This is a genomic window from Micromonospora sp. ALFpr18c (assembly GCF_008868155.1).
Taxonomy (GTDB): Bacteria; Actinomycetota; Actinomycetes; order Mycobacteriales; family Micromonosporaceae; genus Micromonospora.
In genome coordinates this window covers 19,074-33,855 of record NZ_WBKR01000042.1, presented here as the reverse complement: position 1 = coordinate 33,855, position 14,782 = coordinate 19,074, and the positions used below count along the sequence as shown (strand labels likewise).

The following is a 14,782-nucleotide window of genomic DNA, read 5'->3' as shown; positions in this document are numbered from 1 at the left end:
GGTGTCGCCGCCCGCACCGACCGGCTCGCAGGGCGTACTCGCCGCCGACGAGGTGACCTTCGACATCAGTGGCGCGGTGGTCTCCGGGGCCGGCTCGGTCGGCGGGGTGCCGTCGCCCGGCTCCTCGGTCGGGGTGGGCTCCTCGGCGGGTGTGGTCTCGGGATCCGGATCCGTCTCGGGTTCGCTCACCGGGTCGGTCGCCACCGCAGCCGGGTACGCGTGCGGGACCGCCGCGCTGGCCCATGCCGGTGCCACGGCGAGCGCGGCCAGCAGGCCGAGCGCCAGCGAGGTCGCCAGCAGGGGCGTGGGACGTCGCCCCGCAGCCCGGCGATCGGGCGAAACCTTCACGCGGGCCATCTGTCCTCCGGTGACATGGGTGGGAGTCCAATGTTCGGTAACAGTTGCCCCAGTGCACTAGTCCCATCCGGAAACAAATACGTAACGTGTTTGGGACGGTCGCTCCGGGCGGGCGGTAGGCTCCCGGACGTGACCGGTTACCTGGGCTCGTACGCGACGCTCGGGCTCCTGCTGCTCGCCAGCGTCCTGTTCTTTGTTGTGGCGTTCTCGGCCAACCGGGTGTTACGTCCCGCGCGTCCGGCCGACCCGCCCGGCAAACGGACCAGCTACGAGTGCGGGCTCGATCCCGTCGGCGCGGACTGGGCGCAGATGCAGATCCGCTACTACGTCTACGCCTATCTGTACGTGCTGTTCGCGGTCGAGGCGGTGTTCCTCTTTCCGTGGGCGGTGGTCTTCGACCGCCCGGGCTTCGGCCTGGTCACGGTGGTGGAGATGGCGGTGTTCGTGGCGGTGCTCGCGCTCGGCATCCTCTACGCCTGGCGTAGGAACATCCTGCGCTGGACCTGACCGCCGCGCCCTCCGGCGATCGTGCCGGACCGTCCGGCCGTTCGCGGTCGGTCACGCCGACGACCGGTCAGGCGAGACCCCGCCGGGTCGCCGCGGGTGGGCGGTCGCCGCGGATCGAGGCGACCATGTCCAGCACCCGCCGGGTGGGCCCGACCTGGTGGGCGCGGAACACCCGGGCTCCCAGCCAGGCGGAGACCGCCGTGGCGGCGAGCGTCCCCTCCAACCGTTCGGTCACCGGCAGGTCGAGCGTCTCGCCGATGAAGTCCTTGTTGGAGAGCGCCACCAGCACCGGCCAGCCGGTCCCGGTCAGCTCGTCCAGCCGACGGGTGATCTCCAGCGAGTGCCGGGTGTTCTTGCCGAAGTCGTGCGCCGGGTCGATGAGGATGCCGTCGGGGCGTACCCCCGCCGCCACCGCGCCCTCGGCGAGCCCGGTCACCGTCGCGACCACGTCGGCCACCACGTCGTCGAACGCGGCCCGGTGCGGGCGGGTCCGCGGGACCAGCCCGCCGGCGTGCGAGCAGACCAGGCCCGCGCCGGTCTGCGCGGCCACCCGAGCCAGCGCCGGGTCGGCACCCGACCAGGTGTCGTTGAGCAGGTCCGCGCCGGCGGCCACGGCCTCCGTCGCCACCTCGGCGCGCCAGGTGTCGATCGAGATCACCACCTCCGGGAACGCGGCCCGGACGGCGGCGATGGTGTCCACCGTGCGCCGGATCTCCTCCGCGACGTCCACCTCGGCGCCCGGGCCGGCCTTCACCCCGCCGATGTCGATGATCGCCGCGCCCTCGTCCACCGCCCGCTCAACCGCGCGCAGCGCGCTGTCGGCGGCGAAGGTGGCACCCCGGTCGAAGAACGAGTCCGGTGTGCGGTTGACGATCGCCATCACCACCAGCTCGTCCGGGGCGAACGTCCGCCCACCCAGCCGCAGCGCCCCGGCCATGCCCGCCTCCTGAGAGTCCGCACCGTCGCCGCCCGCGTCGGCCGGTCCCGACGCTAGCCGGTCGGTCGACCGCAGCGCAGCGCGCCGTCGACCACGACTCGTGATCGGGGTGGTGGGGTCGCTACCGGCCGGCCGCCGTGCCACGATCAGTACATGGGTCAGCTTCTGCTCCTCCTGGTCGTGGCGTTGACCGTCGCGGCGGTGGTGTTCGGCGTGACGGTGCTGGTCAGCGGCCGTGATCCCGGCCTGGTGCCGGTCGAGCCCGATTCGCAGGCCGTGCCGTTGCCAGGCACCCGGCCACTGCGCGAATCCGATGTGGGCGCGGTCCGTTTCGACACCGGATTGCGCGGGTACCGGATGGCCCAGGTCGACCAGGCGATGCGTCGTGCGGCGTACGACATCGGCTACAAGTCGGAGCTGATCGGGGTGCTGGAGGCGGAGGTCATCGCGTTGCGTGCGGGCCGTACCGCCGATGCCGACGCGCTGCGCCAGGCCCGCGAGCGGTCGGCCAGCGCCGCCGAGCGGTCGACCGACGTGGCCGAGCAGCCGACCGGCGTGGCGACGGACGCGCCACGGGCCGACGGCGCGGCGGCGGTCGGCTCGGCCGGCGCTGTCGAGCAGCCCGACGCCACCTCGTCGCCGGCGGACGCCGACGGCGTGGCACCGGTCGACGACGCCGAGCCCGTGTCGGCGCCGCCGGGTTCGTCCGGCGTGACCGGCCCGGCCGACGCCACCTCCTCGGCGGCGGACGCCGACGGCGTGGCCCCGGCCGACGACGACACCAGCAGGAACGGGGCGGCTGTCCGGTCGGAGTCGGCGTGACCGGCCCGGACGGCACCGACGATCTCCGCGAGGCGGCCCAACCCGGTGCCGGCGAGGTGACCGCCACCGTGATCGTCGACGCCCCGGCCGAGCGGGTCTTCGCGGCGCTGCTCGCCTGGGAGCGGCAGTCCGACTGGATCCCCTTCACCCGGGTACGGGTCGTCGAGGGCGACGGGCGGGAGGGCAGCCGGATCGAGGCCGTGACGTCGCTCGGCCCGGCGGTGCTGCGCGACGAGATGCGCGTGGTCCGGGTCGACGAGCCGTACGAGATCGGTGTGGTGCACTGCGGTCAACTGCTGCGCGGGCCGGGTGTGCTGCGCTGCACCCAACTGGACCGCAACCGCACACAGGTGGTCTGGCACGAGTGGTTCCACCTGCCCGGCGGTCGGGCCGGCCGGTTGGCGTGGCCGGTGCTGTGGCCCGGGTCCAAGGTCAGCCTCACCCAGGCGCTGAAGAGGTTCGCCCGTCTGGTCGAGCAGGGCCGGTTGCCCTGACCACGCCCGGTGCCGGCTGCCAGCCCGGCGCCCGGAACAGGTGCCCGGCGCGGTGCCGCCAGCTGACCGCGGACCGCAGGTCCCGGGCGGCCGACGCGTACTCCGGTGGCAATGGGCTGTCGGTGCGATGGCCTAGCGTGTGCGAGGTGACTGACCTGGTGATCGGCGCCGACGGGCTGGCCCGCTGCGCCTGGGGGGCGAGCACCCCGGACTACGCCGTCTACCACGACACCGAGTGGGGGCGGCCGCTGCGTGGCGACGACGCGCTCTACGAGCGGATGACCCTGGAGGCGTTCCAGTCCGGCCTGTCCTGGCTGACCATCCTGCGTAAGCGCCCGGCGTTCCGGCTGGCCTTCGACGAGTTCCACATCCCGACCGTCGCCGGATACGACGACACCGACGTGACCCGCCTGCTCGCCGACGCCGGCATCGTCCGCAACCGGGCCAAGATCGAGGCGGCGATCGCCAACGCCCGCGCGGCACTGGAGCTGCCCGAGGGCCTGTCCACGCTGCTCTGGTCCTTCGCGCCGGAGCAGCGGCCGGCCCGCCCCGCCTCGTTCGCCGAGCTGGCCCCGATCACCCCGGAGTCGACGGCGATGGCCAAGGCCCTCAAGAAACGGGGCTTCCGGTTCGTCGGTCCCACCACCGCGTACGCGCTCATGCAGGCCACCGGGATGGTCGACGATCACATCGTCGGCTGTCACGTCACCCTCTGACCGCCGACATGATGGGATGGCAGGCATGACGACCGAGACCGCGTACCGGGCCGGCCCGGCCGGCAACGCCGACGGAGCGGGCACCTGGGCGGTGCTGTTGCCCGCCGAGCGGTACGAGGCCGAGCGGCTCGTGCACCACGACACGCTGGAGTTGACCGGGCTGACCGACGTCGGCCGGCCGACGTCGGGTGACCGGGTGGCGGTGCTCGCCGACGCGCCGACCAGGCTGGTGGCGCTCGGCCGGGTCACGGCGCCGGCCCAGCGGCACTCCGAGGACCCGGACGATCCGCAGTCCCCGGTCGAGCCGGGGACGCTCGTCGTCGCGTACACCCGGCGGGCCTTCGACGAGCCGGTGCCGGCCGACCTGCTCACCCTCGACGGGCCGGTCACCGCACTGGACCCGGCGGCCTTCCGGGCGTTGGCCGACCGGCTCGGCCCGCCCCCGGCGCGGCGCACCTGGCTGGTCAGCCTCGACCTGCCGATCGAGGCCGGCACGCCGGCCGAGGCGGTGCGCCTGTTCTGGTCGTACGTGCAGGAGTTGGGCCCTCGCGAGCTGCCCGCGTTCGTGTCACCGTCCGGCGACGAGCTGGCCATGCAGGCGTTCGTGCTGGGCGAGCAGGCCAACCAGGACCCGGAAGAGGACGACTAGAACAGCTTGTCGACGCGTCCCCGCCAGTCGGCGAGCACCGGGCCCGGGTCGGTGTCCAGCACCCGTTCCAGCAGCGTGGCGTAGACGTCCCGGAAGTCGGTGGTGTATTTCAGGTCGCCGTCGTCGAGGTCGGTGAGGCTGGGCGCCTCGCCGTGCCAGCCGCCGTGCACGCCCGCGCCGAGCAGCAGCACGTCCGACGCGGTGCCGTGGTCGGTGCCGTCCGAGGCGTTGGCCCGGACGCGTCGGCCGAACTCGGAGTAGACCGCAACCACCACCTTGCGACCGGCGTCGGTGCGACCCATCCGGTCGGCGAACCCGGTCAACGCCCGGTCCAGCTGCCCCAGCAGGACGGCCTGCAACTGCTTCTCGTCGGCGTGTGTGTCGAAGCCGCCCAGCGACACCGAGAAGACCCGGGTGGACACTCCGGCCTCGACACACTGGGCGACCAGGTCCAGCTGCGCGTCCAGTGGTGTCCGCGCCCCGCCGGTGGCCGTCGCGGGCGCCTGCTCGCCGTCCGGGTCCGCCGTGTCCTGCTCGGCGGAGTCCCGCACCTGGCGGATCATGTCGTCCACCGACCGCAGGTCGGCGAAGCAGGCGGCGGCCCGGGCCCGCGCGGCGGATTCACCCGGCTCGGCCGCTTCGAACGCCTTCAGCGTCTCCGCCGACAGCCCCTTGGCGGCCTTGCGGTCGGCCACCGGCACCGCGGCGCCCGCGCTTCGCGCCCCGGCCAGGAGTGGCGGCAGGGCCGGTTCGAAGGAGACCGCCAGCCGGGGGTCGCCGCCCGCCCCGTCCAGCCAGCGACCCAGCCAGCCGGTGGTGCCCGGCCGGTCCGGCTGCGCGGTGTGCCAGATGTCCATCGACCGGAAGTGGCTGCGGTCCGGCTTCGGGTAGCCGACGCCGCGCACGATCGCCAGCCCGCCCTGGGACCACCGCTGGTGCAGGCCCTCCAGGGCCGGGTTGAGCCCGAAGTCGTCGTCCAGCCGTCGTACCTCGTTGTCCGGGTACGCCAGCTCGGGACGGGCCGCCCGGTAGGCCGGGTCGCCGTACGGGATGACGGTGTTCAGGCCGTCGTTGCCGCCGTACAGGGTGACCAGCACCAGGGTGTGCGACTGCGGGTCGCGGTCGCCGGCGGTGTCCAGCAGGTCCCGCAGGCTGTACGCGCCGGCTCCGGCGGCCAGCGCGCCCGCGCCGACCACTCCGCTGGTGAGCAGGAACCTCCGTCGGGTCAGGGTGTCCATTTCTCGACTCCTCCGCTCAGCTGACGGTGTATTCGGGACTGATCAGGCCGGCGGCCAGCAGCTTGCGGGGCTCGCCGGCCAGCGGGGTGAGCGCGGCCCGGGTGCGGGCACCCCACCCGTCGACGACCAGCAGCCGGGCCAGCGCGTCCGGCCGGCCGGCGGCGGGCGCGGCGGTCAGCCGGGCCAGCACCGCCGGCGCGGTGGCGGCGGCGAGCATCCCGGCCAGCCGGAGCCGGGCCTGCAACGACGAGGTGGTCAGCCAGGCGGCCCCGGCCGGCCAGCCGCCCACGCTGGGTGGGCGCAGCGGCACCTGGTCCAGCGCGTTCAGGCCGCCCAGCAGTTGCTTGCGCTGCTGCTCGGGGAGGGCGGAGGGGCGGATGCCGAGTTGCCGCAGCGCGCCGACCATCCACTCGACCGGCTGCTTGACCAGGGTGCCCCGGGTCTGGGCGAAGGCCGGCGCGGAGAAGATCGCCCGGAGCGTCGTGGTGGTGTCCGTGCCGGCCAGGCCGTCCGGCGCCGGAACGTCGGTGCCGGCGTACCGGAACCAGAGCCGCCCGGCCACGAACGTCGCGGTCGCCGGCTCGGCGGCCAGCAGCCCGGCGTACGCCTCGGCGTCGAACCGGCCGCTGTGCCCGAGGATCGTCTTCTCCCCGGGGTCGTGCCGGCGTGCCTCGAAACGGGCGGTGCCGGTGCCGCGGTCCACCGTCCAGCCGGTCAACGCCCGCGCGCCGGCCTTCACGTCGGCCTCGGTGTAGGCGCCGATGCCGAGCGTGAACAGCTCCATCAGCTCGCGGGCCAGGTTCTCGTTCGGCGCCTTGCGGGTGTTCTTCTGCCCGTCCAACCAGATGATCAGGGCCGGGTCGCGCACCATCGCGGCGACCAGCGGACCGAACGGCCCGCGACCGTGCCGGCGCAGCGTCTCCAACTGGCCCTGCATCACCCGTGCCGACTTGACCTTCTGGGCGCTGGTGGCCCAGTGCCCGTGCCAGAAGAAGACCAACTTCTCGGTCAGCCCGTCCTCGGCGGCCACCATCCGGTCCAGCCACCACTCGGTGACCTGCTGGAGCTGCTTGCGGCGCTCCGCGTTGGCCTTCTGCCGCTGTTCGCGGGTGGACTCCTTGGTCAGCGCGGCGTACGGGTCGGCGGGCAGCGCCGGCGGCGGGGTGGCGGCCGCACCCCGGTCGGCCCGGCCCGGGGCCAGCAGCCGGTCCAGCGTTGCCGCCGCCCCGGCCCGCTCGGCCGCGTCCACCTCGTCGGCGGTCGGCCCGAAGGTGGCCCGGCGCAGCAGGTGCGCCACCGCTTCACGATCGCTCATGGGACCGACGCTAGGCGGGGCGTGTTCGAGGACGGTAAGGCCGAGGTGCGAATCGCGTTCAGTGTCCCTCGAAGACCGGTTTCTGCTTGGCGACGAAGGCGAGGGTGGCCGCCCGGTGGTCATCGGTGGCGCCGCAGATCGACTGTGCCTGCGCCTCGGCCGCCAGGGCGTCGGCGAGGGTGCCGGCATTGGCGATGGAGAGCTGCCGCTTGATCGCCCCGTACGCGACGGTGGGGCCGGCGGCGAGGCGGGCGGCCAGCTCCTGCGCGGCCGGCAGCACCTTCTCGTCGTCGTCCATCAGCCGGTTGAGCAGGCCCAGCCGGCAGGCCTCCTCCGCGCGGACCGGCTCGGCGAGCATCAGCAGCTCCACCGCCTTGGCGTGGCCGACGAGCCGGGGCAGTGTCCAGGAGGCGCCGGTGTCGGCGGCGAGGCCCACCTTGGCGAAGGCCATCAGGAAGCTGGTGCTCGGACCGCCGATGCGGATGTCGGCGAGGAACGCCAGGGAGGCGCCCGCTCCGGCGGCCATGCCGCGGACGGCGGCGACGACCGGCTTGGGCAGGTTGGCCAGCCGGGCGGCGATCGGGTTGTAGTGCGCCCGCACGGTGCCCAGCGGGTCGGCGGAGCTGTTCTCCAGCGTCGACACGTGCTCGCGCAGATCCTGACCGGCGCTGAACGACCCGCCCGCGCCGGCGAGGACGACCGCCCGGCAGGACCGGTCGGTCTCCAGCTCCGCCAGGGCGTCCCGCAGCGCCTCCTTCAGCGCCACGTCGAGCGCGTTCATCGCGTTCGGCCGGTTCAGCGTGAGGGTGACGACGGCGTCGGTCCGGTCGACGAGCAACGGCTCGGTCACGTGTCTAACGACCCTTCTGTCGGACGATGCGGTTGCCGGCGTCGAGGCACTGCTCGACATACCGGTCGGCGGCCGGACGCAGGCGGGCCGCGTGCCGGTCGAAGAAGCTGGCGGCGGCGGTGCCGGGCCAGCGCTCGGGCAGCAGCGCCGGGGGCAGCTGCGGGTCCCGGAACAGGAAGGTACGCCACGCGTGCACCAGCCGGAACCGGGCCGCGTACGCCTCCTCGTCGCTGCTGCGCACGGTGACCGCGGCGAGCAGTGGACGCTGGTCGGCGACGAAGCGTTCGTAGGCGCGGCCGATCTCGGTGAGGTTCCAGGCCCGCCGGACCACGCCCATCGCCCCGGGTGTGCCGGAGTAGTGCGAGGCGGTGAACCGCTCGAACCGGATGCCGGCCTCGGCGAGCAGCAGGTCGACGTCCTCGGCGGGCCGGGTGGCCACCCAGGTCTGTTCGTCGAGGGTGCCGTAGCCGAGGAAGCTCAGGGTGGCGGCGAGCCGCTGCCGGTCCCGCCGGGAGCCCGGCGCCTCCAGGACGAGCAGATCGAACCGGCCGTCCCAGGTGACCCGGCCGGTTCGGTAGATTCGGGCCGCGGCCTCGTCCAGTCGTCGGGCAGCTTTTGGCGTGATCGAATATCCCGGTCCGGAGGCCAGGCGGAGCGGGTCGAGCCAGCCCTGACGCACCATCCGGGACACGGCGGTGCGAACGGCCGGCGGTGCAATTCCCAACGGCGCCAGTAGCTTGACCAGGGCGGCGACCGGTGCCCGGCCACCTCTCGGTCGGAGGTGGTCGCCGTACAGGTCGAAGAGTGCCGACCGTGCCTGCATGACCGCACATTGTGACAGGCCTTCTCAAGATAAGCTAGATGCTGTTACATCAATGCTGCTCCGGTTTGGGTCCGGCGGTGTTCATCAGGGAAAATCGTTGGTCGACACCCCCGCGACGGTTGCGGGTGGTCGTGACGAAGTGGCTGTGGGGCAACCCACCGACCCTGGTGTAGGTCTGAGGGGAGACAACATGGCGGCGATGAAGCCGCGGACGGGCGACGGTCCGCTGGAAGTCACCAAGGAGGGTCGGGGCATCGTCATGCGGGTCCCGCTGGAGGGCGGTGGCCGGCTCGTCGTCGAGATGACTCCCGACGAGGCCAACGCGCTCGGTGACGCGTTGAAGGCAGCCGCCGGCTGAGTGAGGAGTGCTCCGGGCGGTGTACTCCGCCCGGAACGTTCCCCAGACCCTGAGCCACCGGTATCGCCGGTGGCTCAGGGTCTTCATCGGCGCGGACCGGGCGGCCCGGTCCGCGCCGCTCCGCGACACTTTCCTGGAGGTGCGGTTCCGCGTGCTCGACATCCGACTCGTCACCGAATCCGACCAGCTCGACGTGCTCGTCCTGCCCGTCCGCCCGGCCGGCCAGGCCCCCGGGGGTGCGGAGTCGGCCGAGCCGGTGCCGACCGCCGTGGCACCCCCGGACGGCACCGCCGACGAGGCCGCCGCGCTGACGCCGGTGGCCCGGCTGACCGGTCGGGCCGGCGAGATCCGCACCCAGCTCCGCCCCGGGCGCACCCCCGGGCGTCTGCTGCTGCTCGGCATCGGCGACGGCGACGAGGCGGCCTGGCGGGCCGCCGGCGCGGCTCTGGCCCGCTCCGCCTCCGATGAGACGCACATCACTATCGCGCTTCCGGCCGAGGCGACCCCGGTGACCGTCCGTGGGCTGGCCGAGGGGCTGCTGCTCGCCTCGTACCGGTTCCGGCTCACCGAGGCAGGCGACACGCTCCCCGCACTCGACGGCATCGACCTGCTGCTCACCGACCCGGCCGGGTACGAGGCGACCCTCGCCACGGCCCGGACGACCGCGGCGATGACCCACCTCGCCCGCGACCTGACCAACATGCCCTCCTCGGTGAAGAACCCGCAGTGGTTCGCCGAGCAGGTGGCGACCGCCGCGGCCGACCTCCCCGACCTGCGCCTGCGGGTCCGTGGCCCGGCCGAACTAGCCGCCGAGGGCTTCGGCGGGATCCTCGCCGTGGGCGGCGGCTCGGCGAGCGGCCCCCGCCTGGTCGAACTGGACTGGCACCCGGCCGACGCACGTGCCCACGTGGTGCTGATCGGCAAGGGCATCACCTTCGACACCGGCGGCATCTCGATCAAGCCGGTCCCGGCGATGAAGCTGATGCGCAAGGACATGGCCGGCGCGGCGGCGGTCGTCGCGGCCACCCTCGGCGCCGCCACGCTGCGGCTGCCGGTCCGGGTCACCACGCTGGCCCCGCTCGCCGAGAACATGGTCAGCGGCTCGGCGTTCCGCCCCGGCGACGTCGTGCGGCACTACGGCGGCACGACCAGCGAGACGACCAACTCCGACGCCGAGGGCCGGCTGGTCCTCGCCGACGCGCTGGCGTACGCGGTGCAGCAGCTCAAGCCGGACCTCCTGCTCGATCTGGCCACGCTCACCGGCGCCAACGCCGTGGCCCTGGGCAAGCGCACCGCCGCCCTCTACACCGAGAACGACGACCTGGCCGCCGGCGTGTTGGCGGCGGCCGAGGCGGCCGGCGAGTCGGCGTGGCGGATGCCGCTGCACACCGACTACGTGGAATACCTGGGCAGCGAGGTCGCCGACCTGTACAGCGCGCCCGCCCAGGGTGCCGGGTCGGTGCTGGCGGCGCTCTACCTGCGTGAGTTCACCGGCGAACTACGGGACCGCTGGCTGCACCTGGACATGTCGGCCCCGTCCTGGGCGGACGGCGACCAGGCCGAGGTCAGCCGCGGCGCGACCGGCTGGGGCGTGCGCTGGCTGCTGCGCTGGCTGGCCAGCGTCGACTGACGCCGGTCAGCACTTCACCGCGGCGAGCACCCCGTGCCCGACCGGGAGCAGCGCCGGGATCCAGTGCTCCGACTCCCGGATCGCCTTGATCGTCTCGCGGACGGTCACCGTCTCGGCGTCCCGGGCGGCCGGGTCGGCGATCCGGCCACCGGCCAGCATGCCGTTGAGCGCGAGCACGCCTCCCGGGCGCAGCAGTCGCAGCGCGGCCTCCACGCAGGCGTGGAAGCCGGTCGCCTCGGCGTCCACGAAGACGAGGTCGTACGCGCCGTCGGCGAGCCGGGGGAGCACGTCCAGGGCGCGTCCGGTGATGATCCGGGTGCGGCCCGCGGCGAAGCCCGCCTCGGCGAAGATCCGCCGGGCGATCCGCTGGTGCTCCACCTCCACGTCGATGGTGGTGAGCACCCCGTCGGCGCGCATGCCGCGCAGCAGCCACACACCGCTCACGCCGGTGCCGGTGCCGATCTCCACCACCGCCCGGGCGTTGCCGGCCGCGGCCAGCAGACGCAGCGCCGCGCCAGCGCCGGGGGTGACCGCGTCGAGGCCCACCTCGTGGGCCAGGCTGCGGGCGGTACGCAGGACGAGATCCTCGGTGACGTACGACTCGGCGAACTGCTGAGCCTGGGTCGTCGAATTGCCGGAACCGGCGACCGTGGCGATGGGGCACCTCCGGGGGCGGTGCGTGGTGCGGGGGCGGGTTGGCACTGTGAGCGTAGAGGCGACCGTCGCGCGGCGCAGCCGCGGCTTCCGTCGTACGCGATCACCGGGGGCAACCGCTGACTCCACCGCGCGCATCCGTGCAATCCTGGAGGCGGTATCCCGTCAGCCGCGCCCACACCGGACCGTGGCCGGGCGACGCGGCGCGGGATCCGGGGACGGACTGGGAGGCACCGACGTGACCGACGGCTGGGACTGGCGCCGGGGCGGTGAGACTCCGGCACCGGCGCGACCGCCCGGGGCAGGGGTACCGCCTGCGGGGCCACCAGGCACGCCGGGGGCCGGCAGCGCGCCCGTGGCGTCGCCGGACGGCGTACCGGCGGCAGGGGGCCCGCCACCGGTGGCGGCCGCCCCGTACGCCGGGTCACCGGCACCGGCCGGGTCGACCGCCGGCCCGTCGCCCTGGTGGTCGGACGCGCTCGCCGACCCCTGGCGGGATCCGGCTGCCCCGGTCGCGGTGGTGGTGCCCGCGACGGTGGCGGCCGGCACCGAGCCGGAGCCGGTCAGCGACCCGGACGCACCTGGTCGTCCGATGTTGCGTCACCTGCTGCTCATCCCGGTGATCACCGCCCTGCTGGCGGGTGCCCTCGGCGGTGCGCTCGGTTACGCGTTCGCGGTGCGTGCTGGGGCTGCCGCGACGGTCCTCGGAGCTGAGCCGGCCCAGCCGCCCGCACTGGCCCAGCGCAAACCGGAGTCACTGGCCGGGGTCGCCGAACGTGTCCTGCCCAGCGTGGTCACGGTGCGGGTGAGCAGTCTCGGCGGCACCAGTGAGGGTTCCGGTTTCATCGCCAGCGCCGACGGCCACGTGATCACCAACGACCACGTGCTGGCCGGCGGCAGTGGCAAGGCTTCGGTGATCTTCAACGACGGCAGCACCGCGCCCGCGACCGTGGTCGGTCAGGACCCGGAGTCGGACATCGCGGTGATCAAGGTGAGCCGGACGGGTCTGCGGCCGGTGGAGTTCGGCAACTCCGACGCGCTGGCCGTCGGTGACCCGGTGCTCGCCGTGGGCTCGCCGCTCTCGCTGGCCAACACGGTCACCGCCGGCATCGTGAGCGCCCTCGACCGGACGATGCAGGCCGGCGAGCCGGGTGGGCCGGTGCGCTACTACGCGGCGATCCAGACCGACGCGGCGGTCAACCACGGCAACTCGGGTGGCCCGCTGGTCGACGGCGCCGGGCGGGTGGTCGGGGTGAACTCCACGATCAAGTCGCTGGTCGCCGAGGGCCAGGAGGCCGGCAACATCGGCCTCGCGTTCGCCATCCCGATCAACCAGGCCAAGCGGGTGACCCAGGACATCATCGGCACCGGCAAGGCCCGGCGTACGGTGATCGGCGCCCAGGTGGGCGGGCCGGGGGCGGGTGCCGGCGGCGGCGTACGGCTGGCGGCCGTCGAGCCGTCCGGGCCGGCGGCCGGTGCCGGGCTGCGGGTCGGCGACGTGATCCTCAAGCTCAACGGCCGGCCGATGACCGAACCGACCGACCTGATCGCCCTGGTCCGCAAGTTCGCGCCCGGCTCGGTGGTGACCGTCGAGTTCCGGCGCGGCGCCGACCGGCAGAACACGTCGGTCACCCTCGCCGCGGATGCGAAGTGAACAGCGGCCCACCCCCTGCCCGAAAGCCGTCTCACGTGCGTAGTCTTGCTGCTGACGCCGAGAGGAGGCCCGCGGGATGTTCGAGAATCTGAACATGTGGGAAGTCGGGGCGCTGCTGCTCCTGGCGCTGTTGATCTTTGGTGACCGGTTGCCCGCCGTGATCAATGACGGTTTGCGGATGGTGCGCAACCTGCGCAACATGGCCCGCAACGCCACCGGCGACCTGAGCCGCGAGCTGGGCACCGACATTCAGCTCGAAGACCTGCACCCGAAGGCGTTCATCCGCAAGCACCTCCTCAGCGAGGAGGACGAGGCGGCGATCCGCAAGCCGATGCAGGGCGTCTACGACAATCTGCGCGCCGACGTCAGTGGCGTACACAACGAGCTGAAGGACGTGGCCAACGCCGTGGACCCGCGGTCGAACGGCACCCGGTCCGGCACGGCCACCGGTGCCCCCTCGGCACCGGCCCCCCGGGCCAGCTACGACGACGCCACCTGAGCGACCCGGCACGGAGACGATCGCGCCCCGCAGGCCCGAGTGGCCGGCGGGGCGTCGTCGATCGTGGTGCTCAGCGCCCGGCGGGCTTGAGGCCGAGCGGCTTGCCGAGCAGCGACTCGCGGCGCAGCGCCAGCCGGTCGGCGATCGTGCCGAGCGCCTGTGCGGCCGGCGACTCCGGCTCGGCCAGCACGATCGGGTTGCCGGCGTCCCCGGCTTCCCGGACGCGGGTGTCCAGGGGGATCTGCCCGAGCAGCGGCACCTGCGCGCCGATGGTCCGGGTCAGCGACTCGGCGACCGCCGCGCCACCGCCGGCACCGAAGATCTCCATCCGGGAGCCGTCCGGCAGTTCCAGCCAGGACATGTTCTCGATGACACCGACGACCCGCTGGTGGGTCTGCAGGGCGATCGCGCCGGCCCGCTCGGCCACCTCGGCGGCGGCGGCCTGCGGGGTGGTGACCACCAGGATCTCCGAGTTGGGCAGCAGCTGGGCCAGCGAGATGGCCACGTCGCCGGTGCCCGGCGGCAGGTCCAGCAGGAGCACGTCCAGGTCGCCCCAGTAGACGTCGGCGAGGAACTGCTGCAACGCCCGGTGCAGCATCGGGCCACGCCACACCACGGCGGCGTTGCCGGAGGTGAACATGCCGATCGAGATCACCTTCACGCCGTGCGACTGCGGCGGCATGATCATGTCCTCGACGCGGGTGGGGCGGGCGTCCGCACCGAGCATCCGGGGCACCGAGTGGCCGTAGATGTCCGCGTCGACCACACCCACGGACAGCCCACGGGCGGCGAGCGCCGCCGCCAGGTTGACCGTCACGCTGGACTTGCCGACGCCACCCTTGCCGCTGGCCACCGCGTACACCCGGGTCCGGGAGCCGGGCTGGGCGAACGGGATGACCGGCTCCTCGCCGCCGCCACCGCGCAGCTGCGACTGCAACGACTGCCGCTGCTCCGGCGTCATCACACCGAAGTCGATCTCCACTCCGGTCACCCCGGGCACCGCGGCGACCGCGACGGTGATGTCCGTCCGCAGCTTGTCCTTCAGCGGGCAGCCGGCGACGGTGAGCAGCAGCTCGACCCGTACGACCCCGTTGTCGGCGATCGTGGCCGAGCGGACCATGCCCAGCTCGGTGATGGGCCGGCGGATCTCCGGGTCGTTGACGGTGGCCAGGGCGGCCTGGATCGCGTCCTCGACGGTGCTGACGGGTGCTGACATGCCCGCAATGCTACGTCGCGAGGCATCCGCTGCCGCCGCTGCCCGCGGCGGTGTGAGCCAATC

Annotated in this window: 16 protein-coding genes and 1 pseudogene; 9 read left to right on the top strand and 8 right to left on the bottom strand. The window is 73.7% G+C overall.

The annotated features are described in order from the left end of the window. Positions 1 to 357 (bottom strand): annotated as a pseudogene (locus tag F8271_RS10845) (hypothetical protein); the annotation flags it as partial. 129 nt (positions 358 to 486) lie between these two features. Here F8271_RS10845 and ndhC point away from each other — a divergent pair. Beyond that, positions 487 to 864 (top strand): NADH-quinone oxidoreductase subunit A, encoded by a 378-nt coding sequence (ndhC, locus tag F8271_RS10840; protein ID WP_139587019.1) that lies wholly within the window; start codon positions 487 to 489, stop codon positions 862 to 864. A gap of 67 nt (positions 865 to 931) precedes the next feature. Here the strand turns inward: ndhC and folP are convergent, their stop codons facing one another. After that, positions 932 to 1,801, bottom strand: coding sequence for a dihydropteroate synthase (gene folP, locus F8271_RS10835; RefSeq protein WP_151489569.1), 870 nt, complete (start codon positions 1,799 to 1,801; stop codon positions 932 to 934). Positions 1,802 to 1,954: 153 nt separating this feature from the next. Here folP and F8271_RS10830 point away from each other — a divergent pair, with 153 nt between their 5' ends. The 4 genes from F8271_RS10830 (at position 1,955) to F8271_RS10810 (ending at position 4,482) form a co-directional block, all read left to right on the top strand. Continuing rightward, positions 1,955 to 2,623 (top strand): DivIVA domain-containing protein, encoded by a 669-nt coding sequence (locus tag F8271_RS10830; protein WP_151489568.1) that lies wholly within the window; start codon positions 1,955 to 1,957, stop codon positions 2,621 to 2,623. Next, entirely contained in the window at positions 2,620 to 3,117 is a 498-nt protein-coding gene (locus tag F8271_RS10825) for an SRPBCC family protein (protein ID WP_151489567.1), read from the top strand. Before F8271_RS10830 ends, F8271_RS10825 begins: the two co-directional genes overlap by 4 nt. A 146-nt stretch (positions 3,118 to 3,263) precedes the next feature. Continuing rightward, a complete protein-coding gene (locus F8271_RS10815; protein ID WP_151489566.1) occupies positions 3,264 to 3,833 on the top strand; it encodes a DNA-3-methyladenine glycosylase I in 570 nt (189 codons plus the stop codon). Positions 3,834 to 3,858: 25 nt separating this feature from the next. Continuing rightward, positions 3,859 to 4,482: a hypothetical protein gene (locus F8271_RS10810; RefSeq protein ID WP_151489565.1), complete on the top strand. Its 624-nt coding sequence runs from the start codon at positions 3,859 to 3,861 to the stop codon at positions 4,480 to 4,482. On the opposite strand, the gene F8271_RS10805 is transcribed toward F8271_RS10810, so the two are convergent. Genes F8271_RS10805 through F8271_RS10790 form a run of 4 tightly spaced genes read right to left on the bottom strand, consistent with a single transcriptional unit; the run spans position 4,479 to position 8,708 of the window. After that, positions 4,479 to 5,720 (bottom strand): DUF1501 domain-containing protein, encoded by a 1,242-nt coding sequence (locus tag F8271_RS10805; RefSeq protein WP_151489564.1) that lies wholly within the window; start codon positions 5,718 to 5,720, stop codon positions 4,479 to 4,481. The genes F8271_RS10810 and F8271_RS10805 overlap by 4 nt on opposite strands. Before the next feature lie 16 nt (positions 5,721 to 5,736). Beyond that, a complete protein-coding gene (locus tag F8271_RS10800) occupies positions 5,737 to 7,035 on the bottom strand; it encodes a DUF1800 family protein (protein WP_151489563.1) in 1,299 nt (432 codons plus the stop codon). A gap of 58 nt (positions 7,036 to 7,093) precedes the next feature. Further along, positions 7,094 to 7,885 carry an enoyl-CoA hydratase-related protein gene (locus F8271_RS10795; RefSeq protein ID WP_151489562.1) on the bottom strand — a complete coding sequence of 264 codons (792 nt, stop codon included), beginning with the start codon at positions 7,883 to 7,885 and terminating at the stop codon, positions 7,094 to 7,096. Between the two features lie 4 nt (positions 7,886 to 7,889). Further along, entirely contained in the window at positions 7,890 to 8,708 is an 819-nt protein-coding gene (locus F8271_RS10790; protein ID WP_151489561.1) for a PaaX family transcriptional regulator C-terminal domain-containing protein, read from the bottom strand. Positions 8,709 to 8,898: 190 nt separating this feature from the next. On the opposite strand from F8271_RS10790, the gene F8271_RS10785 reads away from it, so the two are divergent. Both F8271_RS10785 and F8271_RS10780 read left to right on the top strand, forming a co-directional pair. After that, positions 8,899 to 9,066, top strand: coding sequence for a DUF3117 domain-containing protein (locus F8271_RS10785; protein ID WP_007455245.1), 168 nt, complete (start codon positions 8,899 to 8,901; stop codon positions 9,064 to 9,066). Between the two features lie 151 nt (positions 9,067 to 9,217). After that, a complete protein-coding gene (locus tag F8271_RS10780; RefSeq protein ID WP_151489573.1) occupies positions 9,218 to 10,696 on the top strand; it encodes a M17 family metallopeptidase in 1,479 nt (492 codons plus the stop codon). Positions 10,697 to 10,702: 6 nt separating this feature from the next. Here F8271_RS10780 and F8271_RS10775 read toward each other — a convergent pair whose 3' ends face one another. Beyond that, a complete protein-coding gene (locus F8271_RS10775; protein ID WP_151489572.1) occupies positions 10,703 to 11,272 on the bottom strand; it encodes an O-methyltransferase in 570 nt (189 codons plus the stop codon). A gap of 478 nt (positions 11,273 to 11,750) precedes the next feature. On the opposite strand from F8271_RS10775, the gene F8271_RS10770 reads away from it, so the two are divergent. After that, the gene (locus tag F8271_RS10770) at positions 11,751 to 13,004 is read left to right on the top strand and encodes a S1C family serine protease (protein WP_370461894.1); all 1,254 of its coding nucleotides are present in this window, start codon (positions 11,751 to 11,753) and stop codon (positions 13,002 to 13,004) included. Positions 13,005 to 13,080: 76 nt separating this feature from the next. Continuing rightward, positions 13,081 to 13,503, top strand: a complete 423-nt coding sequence (locus F8271_RS10765; protein ID WP_151489560.1) for a preprotein translocase subunit TatB — start codon at positions 13,081 to 13,083, stop codon at positions 13,501 to 13,503. A 70-nt stretch (positions 13,504 to 13,573) separates the two neighbouring features. Here the strand turns inward: F8271_RS10765 and F8271_RS10760 are convergent, their stop codons facing one another. After that, positions 13,574 to 14,719, bottom strand: a complete 1,146-nt coding sequence (locus tag F8271_RS10760) for an Mrp/NBP35 family ATP-binding protein (RefSeq protein WP_151489559.1) — start codon at positions 14,717 to 14,719, stop codon at positions 13,574 to 13,576. Between the last annotated feature and the right edge of the window lie 63 nt (positions 14,720 to 14,782).

Bases quoted from the DNA above. Each gene is read 5' to 3' on its own strand.
- folP (WP_151489569.1), bottom strand. From the start codon at position 1,801: ATGGCCGGGGCGCTGCGGCTGGGTGGGCGGACGTTCGCCCCGGACGAG.
- F8271_RS10830 (WP_151489568.1), top strand. From the start codon at position 1,955: ATGGGTCAGCTTCTGCTCCTCCTGGTCGTGGCGTTGACCGTCGCGGCG.
- F8271_RS10810 (WP_151489565.1), top strand. From the start codon at position 3,859: ATGACGACCGAGACCGCGTACCGGGCCGGCCCGGCCGGCAACGCCGAC.
- F8271_RS10805 (WP_151489564.1), bottom strand. From the start codon at position 5,720: ATGGACACCCTGACCCGACGGAGGTTCCTGCTCACCAGCGGAGTGGTC.
- F8271_RS10800 (WP_151489563.1), bottom strand. From the start codon at position 7,035: ATGAGCGATCGTGAAGCGGTGGCGCACCTGCTGCGCCGGGCCACCTTC.
- F8271_RS10790 (WP_151489561.1), bottom strand. From the start codon at position 8,708: ATGCAGGCACGGTCGGCACTCTTCGACCTGTACGGCGACCACCTCCGA.
- F8271_RS10785 (WP_007455245.1), top strand. From the start codon at position 8,899: ATGGCGGCGATGAAGCCGCGGACGGGCGACGGTCCGCTGGAAGTCACC.
- F8271_RS10765 (WP_151489560.1), top strand. From the start codon at position 13,081: ATGTTCGAGAATCTGAACATGTGGGAAGTCGGGGCGCTGCTGCTCCTG.
- F8271_RS10760 (WP_151489559.1), bottom strand. From the start codon at position 14,719: ATGTCAGCACCCGTCAGCACCGTCGAGGACGCGATCCAGGCCGCCCTG.